The 18,766-nt window shown below is 72.3% G+C and carries 16 protein-coding genes and 1 pseudogene; 8 read left to right on the top strand and 9 right to left on the bottom strand.

Annotated elements, in window-relative coordinates:
• Positions 1–132 precede the first annotated feature (132 nt).
• Genes AC02VZ_RS17225 through AC02VZ_RS17215 form a run of 3 tightly spaced genes read right to left on the bottom strand, consistent with a single transcriptional unit; the run spans position 133 to position 3,529 of the window.
• On the bottom strand, positions 133–1,635 hold the full coding sequence (locus tag AC02VZ_RS17225) for a vWA domain-containing protein (RefSeq protein WP_476475794.1): 1,503 nt from the start codon (positions 1,633–1,635) through the stop codon (positions 133–135).
• A complete protein-coding gene (locus AC02VZ_RS17220; protein WP_476475793.1) occupies positions 1,632–3,056 on the bottom strand; it encodes a hypothetical protein in 1,425 nt (474 codons plus the stop codon). Before AC02VZ_RS17220 ends, AC02VZ_RS17225 begins: the two co-directional genes overlap by 4 nt.
• Positions 3,026–3,529 (bottom strand): hypothetical protein, encoded by a 504-nt coding sequence (locus tag AC02VZ_RS17215; protein WP_432056904.1) that lies wholly within the window; start codon positions 3,527–3,529, stop codon positions 3,026–3,028. Before AC02VZ_RS17215 ends, AC02VZ_RS17220 begins: the two co-directional genes overlap by 31 nt.
• Positions 3,530–3,921: 392 nt before the next feature.
• Here AC02VZ_RS17215 and AC02VZ_RS17210 point away from each other — a divergent pair, with 392 nt between their 5' ends.
• Positions 3,922–7,182, top strand: coding sequence for a S8 family peptidase (locus tag AC02VZ_RS17210; protein WP_476475792.1), 3,261 nt, complete (start codon positions 3,922–3,924; stop codon positions 7,180–7,182).
• 328 nt (positions 7,183–7,510) lie between these two features.
• Here the strand turns inward: AC02VZ_RS17210 and AC02VZ_RS17205 are convergent, their stop codons facing one another.
• Positions 7,511–8,629 (bottom strand): hypothetical protein, encoded by a 1,119-nt coding sequence (locus tag AC02VZ_RS17205; RefSeq protein ID WP_432058810.1) that lies wholly within the window; start codon positions 8,627–8,629, stop codon positions 7,511–7,513.
• Positions 8,630–8,985: 356 nt separating this feature from the next.
• Here AC02VZ_RS17205 and AC02VZ_RS17200 point away from each other — a divergent pair, with 356 nt between their 5' ends.
• Positions 8,986–10,143, top strand: coding sequence for a cystathionine gamma-synthase (locus tag AC02VZ_RS17200; protein ID WP_432058809.1), 1,158 nt, complete (start codon positions 8,986–8,988; stop codon positions 10,141–10,143).
• Positions 10,144–10,161: 18 nt separating this feature from the next.
• Here AC02VZ_RS17200 and AC02VZ_RS17195 read toward each other — a convergent pair whose 3' ends face one another.
• The 3 genes from AC02VZ_RS17195 to AC02VZ_RS17185 form a co-directional block, all read right to left on the bottom strand.
• The gene (locus AC02VZ_RS17195) at positions 10,162–10,410 is read right to left on the bottom strand and encodes a hypothetical protein (protein WP_432058808.1); all 249 of its coding nucleotides are present in this window, start codon (positions 10,408–10,410) and stop codon (positions 10,162–10,164) included.
• Positions 10,411–10,501: 91 nt separating this feature from the next.
• The gene (locus tag AC02VZ_RS17190; RefSeq protein WP_432058807.1) at positions 10,502–11,008 is read right to left on the bottom strand and encodes a sigma factor-like helix-turn-helix DNA-binding protein; all 507 of its coding nucleotides are present in this window, start codon (positions 11,006–11,008) and stop codon (positions 10,502–10,504) included.
• Between the two features lie 154 nt (positions 11,009–11,162).
• Positions 11,163–11,663 carry a MarR family winged helix-turn-helix transcriptional regulator gene (locus AC02VZ_RS17185; protein WP_476475791.1) on the bottom strand — a complete coding sequence of 167 codons (501 nt, stop codon included), beginning with the start codon at positions 11,661–11,663 and terminating at the stop codon, positions 11,163–11,165.
• Between the two features lie 185 nt (positions 11,664–11,848).
• On the opposite strand from AC02VZ_RS17185, the gene ilvA reads away from it, so the two are divergent.
• From ilvA to AC02VZ_RS17165, 4 genes are all read left to right on the top strand, one after another.
• A complete protein-coding gene (ilvA, locus tag AC02VZ_RS17180; RefSeq protein WP_476475790.1) occupies positions 11,849–13,078 on the top strand; it encodes a threonine ammonia-lyase in 1,230 nt (409 codons plus the stop codon).
• A 227-nt stretch (positions 13,079–13,305) separates the two neighbouring features.
• The gene (locus AC02VZ_RS17175; protein ID WP_476475789.1) at positions 13,306–14,316 is read left to right on the top strand and encodes an ATP-binding cassette domain-containing protein; all 1,011 of its coding nucleotides are present in this window, start codon (positions 13,306–13,308) and stop codon (positions 14,314–14,316) included.
• Positions 14,313–14,519, top strand: coding sequence for an integral membrane transport protein (locus AC02VZ_RS17170; RefSeq protein ID WP_432058803.1), 207 nt, complete (start codon positions 14,313–14,315; stop codon positions 14,517–14,519). The genes AC02VZ_RS17175 and AC02VZ_RS17170 overlap by 4 nt, the downstream gene beginning before the upstream one ends.
• On the top strand, positions 14,516–15,322 hold the full coding sequence (locus AC02VZ_RS17165; protein ID WP_432058802.1) for an ABC transporter permease: 807 nt from the start codon (positions 14,516–14,518) through the stop codon (positions 15,320–15,322). The genes AC02VZ_RS17170 and AC02VZ_RS17165 overlap by 4 nt, the downstream gene beginning before the upstream one ends.
• Before the next feature lie 94 nt (positions 15,323–15,416).
• Here AC02VZ_RS17165 and AC02VZ_RS17160 read toward each other — a convergent pair whose 3' ends face one another.
• Positions 15,417–15,776, bottom strand: a complete 360-nt coding sequence (locus tag AC02VZ_RS17160) for a hypothetical protein (protein WP_476475788.1) — start codon at positions 15,774–15,776, stop codon at positions 15,417–15,419.
• A gap of 553 nt (positions 15,777–16,329) precedes the next feature.
• On the opposite strand from AC02VZ_RS17160, the gene AC02VZ_RS17155 reads away from it, so the two are divergent.
• Positions 16,330–16,782, top strand: a complete 453-nt coding sequence (locus tag AC02VZ_RS17155) for a hypothetical protein (RefSeq protein WP_476475787.1) — start codon at positions 16,330–16,332, stop codon at positions 16,780–16,782.
• 17 nt (positions 16,783–16,799) lie between these two features.
• On the opposite strand, the pseudogene AC02VZ_RS17150 reads toward AC02VZ_RS17155, so the two are convergent.
• Positions 16,800–17,982, bottom strand: a pseudogene (locus tag AC02VZ_RS17150) (IS3 family transposase).
• Between AC02VZ_RS17150 and AC02VZ_RS17145 the strand changes: the two are divergent.
• Positions 17,975–18,736, top strand: coding sequence for a recombinase family protein (locus tag AC02VZ_RS17145; protein WP_476475786.1), 762 nt, complete (start codon positions 17,975–17,977; stop codon positions 18,734–18,736). The pseudogene AC02VZ_RS17150 and the gene AC02VZ_RS17145 sit on opposite strands and share 8 nt — an antisense overlap.
• Positions 18,737–18,766: the final 30 nt, after the last annotated feature.

The following is an 18,766-nucleotide window of genomic DNA, read 5'->3' as shown; positions in this document are numbered from 1 at the left end:
CAGACAGGGGGTCCGGAGCGGAGGCCGGACGGGTGGGCTCCGGTCGTCCGCGGCGGCGGACGCGGAAGCCGGACGCGGCTCCCGGGGAGCGGGCCGGCCACCCGGGCCGGACCGCGGGCCGGGGCGCGCGGGTCAGGTGAGGAACGTCTTGAGTTCGTGCACCAGCTTCTTGATGTGGCCGGAGATCACGGGCGTGCCGAGGTCCTTGAACCGTTCCCGGAACCACGGGTTGACGCTGCCGCGGCCCGAGCTGGTGACCGAGCCGACCGGGATGAACTTGGCCCCCGAGCGGTGGATGGCGGCCATGCTGTCGAACAGCTCGTCGGTGCGCCATTCGTAGAAGTCGGAGATCCACACCACCACGGTGTTCCGCGGTTCGGCGATCTTCGGCTGGGCCAGGGCCATGGCGACCGTGCCGTCGGTGCCGCCGCCCAGCTTGGTGCGCAGCAGCGTCTCGAACGGGTCGCTCGCCCAGGGTGTGAGGTCCAGGGCCTGGGTGTCGTAGGCGATGAGGTGGACGTCCACCTTCGGCAGGCCGGCGAAGATGGAGGCCAGGATGGTGCAGTTGACCATCGAGTCGACCATGGAACCGGACTGGTCCACCACCACGATCAGCCGTTGCGGCGTCGTCTTCCGGCTGGTGTGCCGGTAGTAGAGGCGGTCGACGTAGAGCCGCTCCTCCTCCGGGCTCCAGTTGGTGAGGTTCTTCCAGAGGGTGCGGTCGAGGTCGAGGTTGCGGAAGACCCGTTTCGGCGGCACCGACCGGTCGAGGTCGCCGACCGTGGCCTTCTCCACCTGGGTGCGCAGCACCTCGGCGACCTCGTCGACGTAACGGCGGATCAGCGACTTCGCGTTCGCCAGCGCCACCCCGGAGAGGTTGTCCTTGTCGCGCAGCAGCTGCTCGATCAGGGACATGCTCGGGGTGAGCCGCGCGGCCAGCCGGGAGTCGGCGAGCACCTCGCGCAGATGCATCCGCTTGACGAGCCCCGCCTCGATGGCGCCGAGTTCGGGCCCGATGGCCGGGATCAGCCGGTTCAGGTCCGGGACGCGCCCGCCGCCGGTACCGGTGGGGCTGACACCGCCGCCCGCACCGCCGCCCGCACCGCCGCCCGCGCCGCCGTTCGGGGCGGGGGCCGCGCCGCGTCCGCCGCGCAGCTCGCCGGGTCGGCAGCCGAACGCCCGCTCCAGCCACCCGGCGTCGGACTGCCAGCGCGCCAGCTGCTCGGCGCTGACCGTGCCGGAGCCGGTCGCGAAGACGTTCAGCAGCACCTTGGAGGCGAGCGCCGCGCGCCGCACCTCCGCCGCCCGGTCCCGCGCGCCGTCCTCCTCCGGCTCGGGGGCCATCAGCCCGTCGAACTCGTCGGCCAGCTCCGGGTGGCGCTGCACCACGGAGTCGACCGAGGCGCCCGGGTCGAGCAGCGCGGACGGCAGGCCGATGTCCTCGACGACGGCCAGGCTCGCCGACTCCAGCGCGGCCTGCTCCTCGGGGTCGAACAGCCGGGCCAGCAGGCGCCAGTAAAGGGCCTGACGGCGGTTGTCGTGCGGGTCGGGTCCGTCGGCGGGGGCGCCCGGGGAGGTTGTGCCGTCCGGGACGGCGGGCCCGGCGGCCGGGTCGTGGTGGGTGTCGTGGGTCATGTGCGCAGCAGCTTTCCGGCTCGTTCGCGCAGGACGGCGACGGCGTCGGTGGCGGCCTTCTCGGCGCGCGCTCCGGCCTTGTCGGTCGTGCCTCCCGCCCAGGCACCCGCGTGGACGGCGACGGGCTTCTTGCGCACCAGGCGCTCCACGGCCAGCGGCTGCACCCGGAACTCACCGGCGTCCCAGCGCAGCAGCGCGATGCAGGCGGCCGACGCGGCGACGGCGTCCGCGGTGAGCGGTCCGGCGGCCGGCACCCGGTCGGCGTCGACGGCGAGGCGGTGTCCGGCGATCCGGAACGCGAGCCCGGTGTCGTCCTGTTCCGCCTCGTACCCCTCCAGCAGGACGGGGACGGCGATGCGTGCCGGGTGGCGGTCCAGCGGGGCGGTCGGCGCGGCGGTGGCGGCGGGCAGCGCCACCCGCGCGGTGACGAGGGCGTCGGCCGGCTCCCCGGCGCGGGCGCACGCGTCGTCCCAGACCAGGTCGCCCTCGGCGGTGACGGGCATGGCGTCGAGGTCCATCGCGCGGCCCTCGCTCACCGCCGCCAGCAGCGACATGTGCGGGCGGAGCAGCTGCCACAGGCCCGCGCCGACGACCGTGTCCGGCTTCGGGGCGGACACCCCGGCCCGCACCAGGCGGGGCGTGCCGCCGTCCGCGGGCTCGAACACCGCGTGCACCTGGGCCTGCACGGCCGTGGCGTGTTCCCGCAGCTCCACCCCGAGCGGCAGCAGGCGGCCGGTGGCCGTGGCCGTCGCGGGGGCGCCGGCCGCGCCCGGCACCGTCAGCAGCAGGGCCCTCGACCACAGGTCGGCCCACCGGCGCACCGGCACCCGCTCCAGGGCGGCCCCCGGGCAGGAGGCGGCGAGTTCGGCGGCGAAGCCGTCCAGCAGCGTCGCCTGACGGCGCAGGGCCGGATCCGGCAGCATCGCGGAGACGACGGGCGCGGCACCGGCGACCAGTTCGTGGTCGAGGCCGCGCCAGCCGGCCCGCGCGAGGTCGCTGAGCCAGCTGCGGGCGGCGGACAGCAGGTTCGCCGCGCCCTCCGCGCCCTCCGCGCCGGGGGCGGGCGCCTCCTCGGCGGCGGGGCGGCCGACGGCCTCCGTCACCCGGGCGGTCAGCGCGTCGTGGACGGAGCCGAGCAGGGCGGTACGGGCGGCGGCGAGCGCCACGAGGTGGTCCTCGCCGGCGGCTCCGGCGGCCGCCTTGTCGGCGGCCTCGGCGATCCGCGAGGCGAGCGGTGATCCGGCGACGGCGTCGGCCAGTTCGGCCAGCGCGGCGGCCTGGGCCGCCTGCGGCCGCAGGAGACCGGCGACGAGCACGCCGTCGAAGGCGTCCACGGCCGCCAGCGCCTCGTCGAGGCCCTCGATGCCGGCGGTGAGCAGGTCGGCGCGCATCAGGCCACCGCCCTCGTCGTCGGGAACCACTGCATCTCCGGCAGCGGGGTGGTGACCGGCGCGAGTTCGAGGTAGGCGAGGTGGCGCAGGAACCGGCTGAAGACCGGTGCCGCCGCCGAGGTGTCGCCCTGCGCGGGCCGGGTGGCGGTCATGGCGGCGGTGAGCGCCCCCGCGTCGGGTGCGTCGCCGTCCACGTCGGCCTTCAGGTAGCGGGCCACGCGCTCGGCGCCGTACTGCAGCACCGCTTCACCGATCAGCGCCCGTATGTGGTTGCAGAACGTGCCGCGGGCGCCGCCGCAGGGGCGGTTGTTGTTGGTGCTGCAGGCGAAGGCGTACGTACCGGCGGCGACGGACGACACGTACACCCGGCCGATGTCGGACCCGCTGGAGACCACGCCCTGCAGTCGGCCGTCGGCCAGTTCCACGAAGGGCACCTTGGACAGTTTCCGTGGACGCGCGGGCGGCACCACCCGTACCGTGCTCGACTTCTCCCAGACGGACAACGCACCATCTCCCATGCATGCGAAAGGGGACGTCCACGCCACTGCGGCGCAACAAGATCGAAGGTAGCGCCTGCCACTGACATCGCCCCCGGAGCGGAACCCCGGGCCGCCGCCGGGGGGCTGTCCCCGGGAGTCGCGGGCCGCCCAACCCATCGGCCCTGTAACGGAGTTGCGGCGGTGTCGTTGCGGTGGGCCGACGGCTTGCGCACGGGGCCCCTCGTCCCTTGAGGTACATGATCGGCGCCCGTCATACTGCGTCGGCCGACGGGTGCGCACCCGCGCACGCGACCACCGTCGGCCGGACGTCGGAAGACTCCGCCGACACCCCAGGGGGGGACGTGCCAGGACAAGTGAAGAGAGCATGCGCGGTTTCGGTCGCCACGGCGGCGGCCGTGGCGCTGACGGCCGGCCTGACCGTACCGGCGGCGAGCGGGGAACGCGCCGCCGGCCCGTCGGCGACAGCGGGGGGTTCCCCGCCCGCCGCCCGACACGTCACCCTGATCACGGGGGACCGGGTCGCCGTCGACGCCCGGGGCCGCGTGGTCGGCCTGCAGCGGGCCGAGGACCGGGAGCACATACCCGTGCGGATCAGCACCACGGACGGCCACACCCTGGTGATACCGGCGGACGCCGCCCCGCTGGTCGCGAGCGGGCGCCTGGACCGGCGCCTCTTCGACGTCACCGAACTCGCCGAGAACGCGGCCCGGACGTCGCAGCAGCAGGGCCTGAAGGTCATCGTGGGCTACCGGGGGGCCGCCCGCGCCGCCAAGGCCGAGGTGCGTGACGCCGGCACCCTCCGCCGCACCCTCACCACGCTGAACGCGGACGCCGTCCGGACCCCGCCCGAGAACGCGGGCGCCCTGTGGGAGGCCGTCACCGACGGCGACGGCACCGCCCCCGGCATCTCCCGCGTCTGGCTCGACGGCGTCCGCAAGGCGTCCCTGGACACCTCCGTGGCGCAGATCGGCGCCCCCAAGGCGTGGGCGGCGGGCCACGACGGCACCGGCGTGCGGATCGCCGTGCTGGACACCGGCGTGGACACCACGCACCCCGACCTGAGGAACCAGGTCGTCGCCGAGAAGAACTTCAGCGCCTCGCCCGGCACCGGCGACCGGTCCGGCCACGGCACCCACGTCGCCTCCACCGCCGCCGGCACGGGCGCGAAGTCCGGCGGCACGCACCGGGGGGTCGCGCCCGGCGCGAAGATCCTCAACGGCAAGGTCCTGGACGACGAGGGGTTCGGGGACGACTCCGGCATCCTCGCCGGCATGGAATGGGCCGCCGCCCAGGGCGCCGACATCGTCAACATGAGCCTCGGCGGCCCGGACGCCCCCGGGACCGACCCGCTGGAAGCGGCCGTCGACAAACTGTCCGCCCAGGGCATCCTGGTCGCGGTGGCCGCCGGCAACTCCGGCCCCGACTCGATCGGTTCGCCCGGCAGCGCCGACTCCGCGCTCACCGTGGGCGCCGTCGACGGCAAGGACCGCCTGGCCGACTTCTCCTCCACCGGCCCGCGCACCGGCGACGGCGCCGTGAAGCCGGACGTCACCGCCCCGGGCGTGGACATCACGGCCGCCTCCGCCAAGGGCAGCGCGATCGCCGCCGAGTTCGGCGAGAAGCCCGCCGGCTACACCACCATCTCCGGCACGTCGATGGCGACCCCGCACGTCGCGGGCGCCGCCGCGCTCCTCAAGCAGCAGCACCCCGACTGGGGCCCCGCCGAACTCAAGGGCGCGCTCACCGCCTCCGCCAAGGGCGGCGCCTACACGCCGTTCCAGCAGGGCACCGGCCGGATCCAGGTGGACCGGGCGATCCGGCAGACCCTGATCGCGGAGCCGTCGTCGGTGGCCTTCGGCGTCCAGCAGTGGCCGCACACCGACGACGAACCCGTCACCCGGAACCTCACCTACCGCAACCTCGGCACCGAGGACGTCACGCTGAAGCTGACGTCCACCGCCACCGACCCCAAGGGGAAGGCGGCGCCCGCCGGCTTCTTCACCCTGGGCGCCACCACCGTGACCGTCCCGGCGGGCGGCACGGCGGTGGTCCCGCTCACCGCCGACACCCGGCTCGGCGGCACCGTGCACGGCGCCTACGGGGCGTACGTGGTGGCCACGGGCGGCGGCCAGACCGTGCGCACCGCCGCCTCGGTGCACCGGGAGGCGGAGTCCTACGACGTGACCGTCAGGGCCGTCGGCGCCGACGGGAAGCCCGTCACCGAGCACCTCACCGACCTCACCGGCTACACCGGCGAGGGCAAGGACCGCCAGTACGCCGTCCCGGCCGAGGACGACGGCACCACCACCGTGCGCGTCCCCAAGGGCAGCTACCTGCTGGACTCCTGGATGGTGAAGGACCCCGAGACCTTCCGCGGCGGCATCGACTGGGTGGTCCAGCCCCGGCTGGACGTCACCCGGGACACCACCGTCACGGTGGACGCCCGCACCACCCGGGCCGCCGACATCACCGTGCCCGACACCAAGGCGCGGCCCGCCAGCGCCACCGTCTCCTACGCCCACGACCCCACGGGCGTGCTGTTCGGCTTCGCCGGTGCCTCCTTCGCCGACGTGCGGATGGCCCACCTCGGACCGGAGGTGCCGGGCGGCATCCGGCAGACCTGGAACGGCCAGTGGACCCGGGGCGCGAACACCGAGTACCACGTGGCCACCAGCGCCCGGGTGAAGAAGATCCAGGGGACGAAGAAGCGGCACTTCACCACCCGCGAACTCGCCACCGTGACCCTCGGCCTGGGCGCCCCGGCCCCCGGCCGGACCGGCGGGGTCAACACCCTCGGCCTGCTGGCCGACGACGTGGTGTTCGGCGAGCTGATCGAGCAGAAGCTCCCCGGCTCCCGCACCCTGCACCTGTCGACCGGGGACCGCGCCCGGTGGGCCTTCGACTTCGAACAGCGGGCCGGCCGGGACGCACGGGGACTGCCCGTCGTCGAGGCCGCCTACAGCCTGGGCGGGGAGCGGGCCTACCAGGCGGGCAAGAAGTACACCCACAGCGTCAACCGGGCCGTCTTCGGCCCGGCCCTGGACGCCGGCTCCGGGCTCTCCCGCGAGGGCAACACCCTGTACGGCTACGTGCCGATGCTGGTCGACGGCGCCCGCAACGAGGGCGGTTCCAGGATCTCGTCGTCCCTCACCCAGCTCTACCGCGGCGGCAAGCGGATCGGCACCCTGCGCGGTCCGCTGTCCGACGGGGTCGAGTTCGGCGTCCCGTCCGGCGACGCCGAGTACCGGCTGACCACCTCCCTGAAGCGCGGCCCCCGCGTCGGCGCCGGCGTCTCCACCCGCGTCGACGCGTCCTGGACCTTCCGCTCCAAGAAGGTCACCAAGGCCGCGTCGCTGCCGCTGTCCACGGTCCGCTTCGGCGCGGTCACCGCCGCGGACAGCACGGTCGCCGCCGGACGGACCGCGAAGGTGCCGGTCACGGTGGAGGGCGCCGCGCGCGGCAAGAACCTCAGGTCCCTCACCGTGCACGTCTCCTACGACGGCGGCAGCACCTGGAAGAAGGCCACCGTCACCAAGGGCGCGATCACCGTCAAGAACCCGGCGAAGGGGCGGTCGATCTCCTTCCGCGCCAAGGTCACCGACACCAAGGGCACCGTCTCGACGGTCGCGATCCACCACGCCTACCACGGCAGGTGAGCCGTCCCGCGGTGCCGTGAGCGCCGCATCGGGGCCCGCCGGGGGCAGTCGCCCCCGGCGGGCCCCGCGTCGCGTCCGGGCACGGCACGGCCTGTGAGGACCGCCGCGGTGCACCGGGGGCGAGCGCACCGCGCCGGGAGCACACGGGGTGTGTCGGGCCGCTACGGGGCCGAGTCGGGCTGGGCTGGGCGCCCCCGGGGTGTGGCGGGGCGGCGCACCGGACCGGGCCAGGCCGAGCCGGGCAGAGCTGAGCTGGGCACGGCTGGGCAGGCCGGGCGCGCGCGGAGTGCCTCGGGGCGCACCCGAGCCGGGCCGGGCGCTCCCCGGGTCAGTGCGGCAGCGTCGCCGGGCTGCCGCCGTTCGCCTCGTAACCCGCCACCGCCAGGGCCCGGTAGACCGCGAACTCGGCGGCCGGATCGTCGGCCAGCGACCAGGGGAGGGCGCCGACGTGGCCGTCGACCCGGACCAGCTGGTCCATGGCCTCCGCCCAGCGCTCACCGCGCACCAGGAAGAAGACCAGCAGGTGCCGCACGTGCGCCTGCATCGGGTCGTCGGGCCGGGCCGCGTGCACCGCGTGCAGCGCGCCGTGCACCGCCTTGGTGACGACCTCCGTCTGGTAGAAGTTGCTGACCAGGGTCACGTCGGGCAGGTGCTCGAACACCGCGAACAGCGGCATCGCGGCCAGCAGCGAACCCTGGGGCGCCCGGGCGGCGGCGGCCTCGGCGAAGGAGTACGCCAGCTGCCGGGAACCGTGCCACTTCTCGCACCAGTACTGCAGGGCAGCCAGATGGGCGCCCATGTGCGTCGGAGCGCGGTCCAGGATCTTCAACCAGACCTGCTCGAACTCCTTCTGGGAGTACCCGAGCCCGCGCGCCACGGACAGCTCGATGATGTAGGGGACCGGGTCGCCGGGGGCCAGCAGCGCCGCGTCCCCGCAGGCGGCTCTCGCCTCCTCCATGATGATCCGGAACTCGTCCGTGCCGGGCGTCGCCGTGCGCCACGCCTGCTGCACCAGGAACTCGGCGTGCACCGCGGCGCCGCCCGCGTCCTTCGGCTGCTCGGCGCGCCACACCCGCAGCCACTGACCGCCCGGTGCCTCGTCCACCCCGCCCGGCCGGTCCCGCAGCTCCAGCGAGGCGGCACCGGCGAACGCCTGCACCCGCTGCCAGCGCTGCTCGTCCCCGGCATCGGTGCCGGACAGCAGCTGCCGGGCGGCGCGGTAGTCCTGGGTGCGCTGCACGAGGTCCAGGACGTCCAGGAGATCCTGGTCGGGGCCCGGCATGCGGATGTCCAGCTCCTCCTCGCGGACGAAACCGTAGTTCGCCGGGTCCGCCGCGTCCGGGTGGTCCGGCGAGACCAGGCCGACCGCGCCCTTCCTGCGCCGCAGGACGGGAAGCAGCACGATGCTGATCATGATCAGCGCCATCAGGACCCAGAGAATCTCCATGTCTCAAGCGAACCAGAACACGCCGACAATTGGCCAACCTGGGGTCGGGCCTGTGGAAAACCTCGCGCGGGGCGGCGGCCGGCGCGGTCGCACGCGGGACACGGCTCGTCCCGCTGCCCGCGAGGCCGCACAGGGGGCGACGCCCGGTGTGGAGGGTCGGCGGAGAACCATCGGCTGACCCGTGCACGCCGGCGGCAGACCGGGACGTACCACGACAGAACCGCCGCGGGACCCCTCGTCGCCCCGCCCCCTTGGCCCCCCGGCGGGCGCGCCCCGCGACCCCCGCGGGCGTGCGCCGGACCCCGGGCGGTGGCTCGGATCGGCATCCGGCTCGCGCGCGCACTACCCTCGGGCCCATGAGCGACAGGCACATCAGTCAGCACTTCGAGACGCTCGCGATTCACGCGGGCAACACCGCCGACCCCCTGACGGGCGCGGTCGTCCCGCCGATCTACCAGGTCTCCACCTACAAGCAGGACGGTGTCGGCGGCCTGCGCGGCGGCTACGAGTACAGCCGCAGCGCCAACCCCACCCGGACCGCGCTGGAGGAGAACCTCGCCGCCCTGGAGGGCGGTCGCCGCGGTCTCGCGTTCGCGTCCGGACTGGCGGCCGAGGACTGCCTGCTGCGCACCCTGCTCAGCCCCGGCGACCACGTGGTGATCCCCAACGACGCGTACGGCGGCACCTTCCGGCTGTTCGCGAAGGTCGTGGCCCGCTGGGGCGTGGAGTGGTCGGTGGCCGACACCGGCGACGCCGCCGCCGTGCGGGCCGCCATCACGCCGAAGACCAAGGCCGTGTGGGTGGAGACGCCCTCCAACCCGCTGATGGGGATCACCGACATCGCGGCCGTCGCCCAGGTCGCCCGGGACGCGGGCGCCCGGCTGGTCGTCGACAACACCTTCGCCACGCCGTACCTGCAGCAGCCGCTCGCGCTCGGCGCGGACGTCGTCGTGCACTCCCTGACGAAGTACATGGGAGGGCACTCCGACGTGGTCGGCGGCGCGCTGATCACCGCGGACGCGGAGCTCGGCGAGGAGCTGGCCTTCCACCAGAACGCGATGGGCGCGGTCGCCGGGCCCTTCGACTCCTGGCTGGTGCTGCGCGGCACCAAGACCCTCTCCGTGCGCATGGACCGGCACAGCGAGAACGCCACCAAGGTCGCCGACATGCTCACCCGGCACCCCCGGGTCACGAGCGTGCTCTACCCCGGACTGCCGGACCACCCCGGCCACGAGGTCGCCGCCAAGCAGATGCGGTCCTTCGGCGGCATGCTCTCCTTCCGCGTCGAGGGCGGCGAGGAGGCGGCCGTCGAGGTCTGCAACCGGGCCCGCGTCTTCACGCTCGGCGAGTCCCTCGGCGGCGTCGAGTCGCTGATCGAGCACCCGGGGCGCATGACGCACGCCTCCGTGGTGGGCTCCGCCCTGGAGGTGCCCGGCGACCTGGTGCGCCTGTCGGTCGGCATCGAGAACGTCGACGACCTGCTCCAGGACCTGCAGCAGGCCCTCGACGCGTAGGGACGGCCGGTAACCGGCTCACCAGCCGGTCAGGGGTGGGGTCGTCTCCGACGGCGGCTCCACCCACGGGCGCGCGGTCAGCGTCCACACCAGGAACGCCACGGTCGCCGCGCACAGCAGCAACCACATCAGGCGGCGGGCGGCGTTCCGGCGCCGCAGCAGGCGCTGCCCGTGACGCACGGCGTCCGCGTGCAGGTCGGGCGGGACCGGCGGCGGGGCCCCCTCCAGCAGCCGCCGCACCCGCGCCTCGCGGTGGAGGTGACTCATCGCGCCCCTCCGGCGGGGCACGGCGGCCCGGGCGCCCGGGACGGCCCGGCCGAGGGGACGGCCGTGACGGAACGCCCGCCCCGCGCCGGGATCATGACAGCACCGCCCGCACGCCGCCGACCGCGGTCACCGCGGCGGACGGGCGCCGCAGCAGCGTCTCCGTCGCGCGGGCGCCCAGCGCGCGGACCCGTTCCGGGGACAGCCCCAGCACAGCCGCGGTCTGCTCCTCGGCGACCCCCTCCAGGAAACGCAGCACCACCACCAGCCGCTCCTGCCGGCCGAGGGCGGCCAGCGGGCTGCCGGGGTGGGGGCGGGCGGGCCGCAGCAGGCCGGCCGGCCCGTGCCGGTCGCCGTGTGCGAAGCGCAGGGCCAGCTGCCGCCGGGCGTGGTCGTAGGGGTCGTCCCCGTGCAGCCGGTTCCAGCAGGCGTACGTGTGCGCCAGGCTACGGGTCAGCAGGCGCCGGGCCCGCGGGTTGTCCTCGGGGGCCTCGGCGGTGAGCAGCGTGGCGGCGTGCAGCAGCCGCCCGGCCGCGCCCGCGACGAACGCCGCGAACTCGCGGTCCCGGCGAGCGTCCTGAAGCACGTGCCGTTCTCGCACCGCGCCTCCCGTACGACCCGGACAGCCGGTCCCGGCCGCGTACGGCGCCGGGCGGGCGCGTACGACGGGGACCCGCTCTCCATCATCGGGCCGGAACGGCCCCCGGGGTCAAGGGGTGCGCACCACCGGTACGGCCGTCCCGGCCCCGGGGTGCTCAGGAGGCCGGCGGGGCCTCCGGACCGGGGACACCGTGCGCGGACATGCGGGCGGAGAGCGCGCCGTTGAAACGAGTGAGGAGCGCGCAGAACACCTCGCGCTCCTCCTCCTCCCAGTCCTGGGTCAGCTCGGCCATCAACTGCCGCCGGGAGGAGCGCACTTCCTCCAGCCGCGCCTGCCCGCGCGGGGACAGCTGCAGCACGACCGCGCGGCCGTCGTCGGGGTGCGAGGTGCGCTTGACCAGGCCGGTGTCCACGAGCGGCGCCACCTGCCGGGTGACCGTGGAGGAGTCGATGCCCATGCTCGCGGCGAGGGCCTTGACCCCCATCGGGCCTTCCTTGTCCAGCCGGTTGAGCAGCAGGTAGGCGGCACGGTCCATGGAGTTGCGGACCTGGCCCACCCCGCCGAGCCGGGTCTGTTCGGCACGGCGTGCGAACAACGCCACCTCGTGCTGCAACGTGTCGAGAAGACCGGTGTCCCCGACGGTCGTCCTGTCCATCGACGTTCCAGGTGTTGTGGCCATGTCCGGGCGCTCGCTTCGTGGAGGGCTGCTGATGTGGAAGGACAGGGTACGCGGCCCGGACCCCCGCCGTACCGGTGCCGGCAAAGCCGGTTCCCTCCGCACCGGTTGCGGTCCGGAGTGGTCGCCGCCCGCGGCGGGCCGCGAACTGCGATGCTGGAGCCATGAACCACGGCACGGCCGGCTCCCTGCGGGCCGTCACCCTCGACGACGTGCGCGGCGCGCAGAAGATGCTCTCCGGGGTGTCCCGGGCGACGGCGCTGGAGAGCAGTCGGCACCTGTCCCGCCTGGTGGGCGCGCCGGTGCACCTGAAGTGCGAGAACCTCCAGCGGACCGGTTCCTTCAAGCTGCGCGGCGCCTATGTGCGGATCGCCGGGCTGCTGCCCGAGGAGCGGGCCGCCGGGGTGGTCGCCGCGAGCGCCGGGAACCACGCGCAGGGCGTCGCGCTGGCCTCGTCCCTGCTGGGGGTCCGCTCGACGGTGTTCATGCCGAAGGGCGCCCCGCTGCCCAAGATCAGCGCCACCCGCGAGTACGGCGCGGAGGTGCGCCTGCACGGCCAGGTGGTCGACGAGACGCTGGCCGCGGCCATGGAGTACGCCGAGCGCACGGGTGCGGTCTTCATCCACCCCTTCGACCACCCCGACATCATCGCCGGCCAGGGCACCGTGGGCCTGGAGGTCCTGGAGCAGTGCCCGGAGGTCCGCACGGTCGTCGTCGGCATGGGAGGGGGCGGGCTGATCGCCGGGATCGCGGTCGCCGTGAAGGCGTACCGGCCCGACGTGCGGATCGTGGGCGTGCAGGCGGAGGGGTCCGCCTCCTATCCGCCGTCGCTCGCGGCCGGGCACCCGGTGGCGGTGCGCGATCCGGCGACGATGGCGGACGGCATCAAGGTGGGGCGGCCCGGTGAGGTGCCGTTCGGGATCGTGGCCGAGCTGGTGGACGAGGTCCGCACGGTCACCGAGGACGAACTGTCCGCCGGGCTGCTGCTGTGCCTGGAGCGGGCCAAGCTGGTGGTGGAACCGGCCGGGGCCAGCCCGGTGGCGGCGCTGCTGAGCCGCCCGGACAGCTTCGAGGGGCCGGTCGTGGCGGTGCTGTCCGGGGGGAACGTCGATCCGGTGCTGATGGAGCGGGTGCTGCGGCACGGCATGGCCGTGCAGGGCCGCTACCTGGCGGTTCGGCTGCGGCTGCCGGACCGGCCGGGGGCGCTGGCGGCACTTCTGCGGGCGTTGTCAGTGGTCGACGCTAACGTCCTGGACGTGAGCCATGTGCGGACCGACCCCCGGCTGGGGCTCACGGAGGTGGAGGTCGAGCTGCACCTGGAGACGAAGGGCCCCGAGCACTGCTCCGAGGTGGAACGGGCCCTGCGCGAGGCGGGTTACACGGTCATCGCCTGAGCCCGGAGGCCCTCGGGCACCCCGTGTCACTCATCCGGGTGATCTCATGGTGAGACGCGATACATCGCGTTATGGTGTGTGGGGTGGTGGCCGTCGCGAACCTGTGGCGGTGACTGTCGCGGCCCCGGTGCCGTCCCGCGGCGGCAAGAACTGCGGCAAAAAGTTCGGCAGAAGAAAACGCACAAATCTAGGCTTCTCGAAGAATCCCCGACGACGTGGAGACTGATATGCCAGGCGCCATCCATGCCCAAGGTCTGGTGAAGACCTTCGGAGACGTCAAGGCGCTGGACGGCGTCGACCTCGAGGTGCCCGAGGGCACCGTCCTGGGCCTGCTCGGCCCCAACGGCGCGGGCAAGACGACGACCGTCCGCTGCCTCACCACCCTGCTGCGACCCGACTCCGGTTCGGCGGTCGTCGCCGGCATCGACGTGCTCAAGCACCCCGACGCCGTGCGCCGCTCCATCGGCCTGTCCGGCCAGTTCGCCGCGGTGGACGAATACCTGACCGGCCGGGAGAACCTCCAGATGGTCGGCCAGCTGTACCAGATGAAGTCGAAGGCGGCCAAGGCGCGCGCGGACGAGCTGCTGGAGCAGTTCAACCTCGCGGACGCCGCCGACCGCACCACCAAGACCTACTCCGGCGGCATGCGCCGCCGCCTCGACCTCGCCGCCGCCCTGGTCGTCTCGCCGCCCGTGATGTTCATGGACGAGCCGACCACCGGCCTCGACCCGCGGAACCGCCAGCAGCTGTGGGAGGTCATCAAGCAGCTCGTCTCGGGCGGGACGACCCTGCTGCTCACCACCCAGTACCTGGAGGAGGCCGACCACCTCGCGCACGACATCGCGGTGGTCGACCACGGCCGGGTCATCGCCCAGGGCACCTCCGACCAGCTCAAGGCCCGCACCGGCGGCGAGCGCGTCGAGGTCGTCGTGCGCGAACGCGAGCACCTCGCCACCGCCTCCGAGGTCCTGCGCGGCTTCGGCAAGGGTGAGACCACGGTCGAGGAGCACATGCGCAAGCTCACCGTGCCGGTGACCGGCGGCGCCAAGCTGCTCGCCGAGGTCATCCGGGAGCTCGACGCCCGGGGCATCGAGATCGACGACATCGGCCTGCGCCGCCCCACCCTCGACGACGTGTTCCTCTCCCTCACCGGACACGTCGCGGAGCGCGCCGAGGACAACGGCAACGGGACCGGGACCGCCGAGGGGCGTCCCCAGCAGAAGGAGACCGCGAAGTGAGTGCCGTCACCGACGCCGTGCGCACCAGCACGGCACCCGGCAACCCGATCGGCCAGTCGGTCCGCGACTCCCTGATCGTCGCCAAGCGCAACCTGATCCGCATGGCCCGGATCCCGAATCTTGTTCGCTCAGTTGGATTTCGTTTCAACTCACGTTGCATCCCTGGTCAGGGCCTGAGCGCGGGGGAGGGGAGCGTCGCATGAGCATGGTTGCCGACTCGATGGTCATCGCCCGCAGGAACCTAATCCGGATGACCAGGATTCCTGAGATGCTCCTTTTTGGGGTCATCCAGCCAGTTATGTTCGTTGTGCTCTTTACGTACGTCTTCGGTGGGTCGATCAGCATCGGCGGCTCCACCGACCCGCAGCTGTACAAAGAGTTCCTGATGGCCGGGATCTTCGCGCAGACCGTCACCTTCGCCACGGCCGGCGCGGGCGCGGGCATCGCAGATGACATGCACAAGGGGCTGATCGATCGCTTCAGGTCGCTCCCGATGGCAAGGGGCGCCGTCCTCACCGGACGTACACTCGCCGACCTCGTGCAGACCACCATCACCATCGTCGTGCTCGCGGGAGTCGCACTGATCGTCGGCTGGCGCACCCACGAGAACATCGGCAAGGTGCTTTGCGGCTTCCTGCTCCTGCTCCTGCTCGGCTACGCGTTCACTTGGATCGGCGCGCTGATCGGGCTGTCCGTGCGCACCCCCGAGGCGGCCACCTCCGGTGGACTGATCTGGCTGTTCCCCCTGACGTTCATCTCGAACGCCTTCGTGCCGGTCACCGGTATGCCGACGTTCCTCCAGCATGTCGCCGAGTGGAACCCGTTCAGTGCGACGGTGGCGGGCGCCCGTGAACTCTTCGGGAACACGATGCCGGGCGTCCCGAAGACGGTCACCGGTGCGTGGCCGATGGAGCACCCGATCTGGGCCTCGATCATCTGGTCCGTCCTGATCATCGCGGTCTTCCGGACTCTGGCGGTGCGCAAGTACCGCTCGGCGGCAAACTGAGCGTGAATCCAGGCCGCGTCTGGCATAAATCAGAAGAACGGCAAGAGGCCCGGAGCATGGCATGCAAGCTCCGGGCCTCCTTCTGTGTGTGACGTCAGCAGAACAGCTTGTACTTGGTGCTGCCCGTCCACTTGGTGTCGCCCTTGTAGACCACAGCGGCATACGTGGTCATGTTGCCGCACGCGGGCTTGGGAGCGGACACTTTGTGCGTGCCAGCGGTGAACGACTTGCAGCCGGACGCGACCGTGATGTCCGGGTAGTACGGGTGCTGCGTGTTGAGGTAGACGCAGAGCTTCGTGCCGATCGGGTTGGGTCCCCACAGGGTCGCCGAGGCGTAGACCCTGCCGCCAGACAGGTAGGGGAGCTTGGCCTGGGCGATCGCCTGCGGGCTGGCCTGGGCCGAGAAGGCCGTGCCCATCACCAGAGTCGCCGCTGCCGCACCCGTTCCGAGCACCTTCGTCAATACCTTGATCAGGATCAACCCCTTGTGCATCGATGACCTCGTTGCGCCTCTTGGTGCTCGATCAGGCCCTGACGCTACAGAGAGTTGCCGCATGGGCACAGAGGATTTCAAGCCCCGGAACGGGTGGTTTTAGATGCTTTCGGGCGTAGGTGACGGGGTAGGCGAAAGCGCTTGGTTGTTGCGGAACGCGGCACTCGACCGCCTCCCAAGTGCTCACGGCGTCGAGAGGTGGCCCGAACTAAAGGCCAGATCAGAGGCCCGGAGCAGGGTGAGGAGTCCAGCTTCGGGTCTCGCTGTTTTGGTCCTAAAGTTTTTCCGAGCAGTCGAACATGCGTTCGTACCAGGTCAGAGGGGGTAACTGATCGGTAGGTGTTCGATCGAGCGTGCCTATAATCGGAATCTGAGATTCCGATCAAGGTGTCTGGTGTGTTCATATGACGGAGCGTTTGCACACGGCAACACATCGACCTCGGGATTGCCCATGTCTACACACCGTCGTCGTCGCGTTAAGGGACGAGTCCGGACCAGCGCAGGAGCCGCCACGATGGCCCTCGCGATGAGCTGGCTGGCCTTCGTCGGAATCAAAGGCCCGCTCGACGGCGGCGCGAGACAACCGAGCGTGTCCCTCGATACCGACGACATCGACGACGCCGAGCAGCGTGACGACGAGGGCGCCCCTACCAAGGCGGGCATCCCGAGCGGCTGGGACTCTGTAGAGATAGGTGAGCAGGACCCCCAAGCCCCCTCTCCTGCCCCCGCTGCCGCCCCAGAGAGTAACTACCCCTCCACCGCCTCGAACGGCCAGAAGGAGCCCGCGCAGGACGACGCGCATGTGCATGTCGCCGAGACCTCCGTCGCTCCGACGCCGGTCGCCAAGAAGCCCAAGAAGGCAGAGGCCGCCAAGCCCAAGGCGCCCACGAAGAAGACGCCCGACGTGAAGCCTGCGACCAAGAATGCACCTAAGAAGTCAGCGCCCGAGGTGGGGTCTGCTGCATGATCGGGTGACAGCGGGGTTTATGCAGCCAGAGCTGCGGGTGGGGTCATGATGGTCTCGTACTCGACGGGGGTCAATCGGCCCAGACGTCTCTGACGCCGACGCCGGTGGTAGGTCCGCTCGATCCAGGTGACGATCGCGATCCGCAGTTCCTGGCGGGTGGCCCAGGCGCGGCGGTCGAGGACGTTCTTCTGCAGCAGCGCGAAGAAACTCTTCTCCATGGCGGCGTTGTCGCCGGCGGCCCCGACGCGGCCCATCGAGCCGACCAGGCCGTGCCGAGTGAGTACGGCAGCCACTTTCCGTGACCGGAACTGCGAGCCGCGGTCCGAATGCACCACGCAACCGGCCACCTGGCCGCGGCGGGCGACGGCGGACTCCAACGCGGCCACGGCGAGGCGGGACTCCATCCGGGCGTCGATGGAGTAGCCCACGATGCGGCCCGAGTACACGTCCTTGACGGCACACAGATACAGCTTGCCCTCGCCGGTCGCGTGTTCGGTGATGTCCGTCAGCCACAACCGGTTCGGCCCGTCCGCGGTGAAGTCGCGCCGCACCAGATCATCATGGACAGGCGGCCCGGCCTTGGCGTTCCTCCCACGGCCCCTGCGCTTGCCGAAGGCACTCCACCAGCCGTTGTCCCGGCAGATCCGCCAGGCGGTCCGCTCCGCCATCGCCTCACCGGCGGCGCGGGCCTCGTCGAGCAGGAAGCGGTGACCGAACTCCGGGTCGTCACGATGAGCGTCGAAGAGGGCGTTGGCCCGGTATGCCTCGGACAGTTCGGCATCGGTGACCGGCCGGTCCAGCCACCGGTAGTAGGGCTGGCGGGCCAGCTTGAGCACCCGGCACGTCACCGCCACCGGTACCCGGTGAGGGGCATCGGCGGCGGCCAGCTCGCGACGAGCGGGTACATCATTTTGACGGCAGGTTCGCCTGCGACAGATACGCCGCAGCCCTCCGCAACACCTCGTTCTCCTGCTCCAGCAGCCGGATGCGCTTGCGGGCCTCGCGCAGCTCGGCCGACTCACCCGACGCCGTCGCGGGCCTGGCGCCCTCGTCGGTGTCGGCGCGGCGCAGCCACTTCGACAACGTGATCGGGTGGACGCCGAAGTCGGCGGCGATCTGTTCCAGCGTGACGCCAGGCTCGCGGTTACGCGCGACCCGCACGACGTCCTCGCGGAACTCCTTCGGATACGGCTTGGGCACTGCAACATCCTTCCAGGCCGCTTCTCAGCAAGCCAAGTCAGGTGTCACCCAACCCTGCAGCAGACCCTACGACGTCACCGACCGGGGCGTCCGCATCGTCACCGCTGATGGCCGCATCGACTCCGACGACGACATGTTCGGCATCCAGCTCTCCCTCCTCGCCTACATGGCCGAGGTCGAGCACGCCCTAATCCTGGAGCGGACGATGGGCGGCCGGATGCAGAAGCTCGCGGCCGGTGGCTGGCCGCTGGGCGAACCGCCCTTCGGCGTGAAGCTCAACGATGACGGCGAGCCCGCTCTGAACCCGGCCGAGGTCAAGCAGGTCGAAGCCTTCGCCGACTACGTACTCGACGCGCCCGAGCCGGTGACGCGCGAGGACGTGGCTCGCCACCTGAACTCGATGGGCTACCGGACCCGCACGGGCAAGCTCTGGGAGGGCGGCAACCTCGCCCGCCGGATTCGGGCCAGCCTGAAGGGCTACGTCGAGTTCAACTTCGGCGGCCAGAACGAGGACGGCGAGGAGATCACCACCACCTTCCGCATCGACGTCCCCAAGGCCCTGGAGGACGACCGCGCGGAAGCCGTGCTCGCCTACCTGGACCGCACCTCCCGTATACGGAACGTCGCCGCATCTAAGTACCTGCTGTCCAACCGGCTGATCTCCGTGTGCGGCGCCCACCGGACCGGCGCATCCGTGACGGAGGGACGCGCGGTCAACACCGCCGGCCGGTACTACCGATGCATGGCCGGGTGACAGGGCACAGAGGTCACCGAGCGGCACGAG

The sequence above is a fragment of the Streptomyces sp. 3-6 genome, from assembly GCF_056323165.1.
Note: the sequence above shows the minus strand (reverse complement) of the source record. Positions and strands in the feature narration are given on the sequence as shown.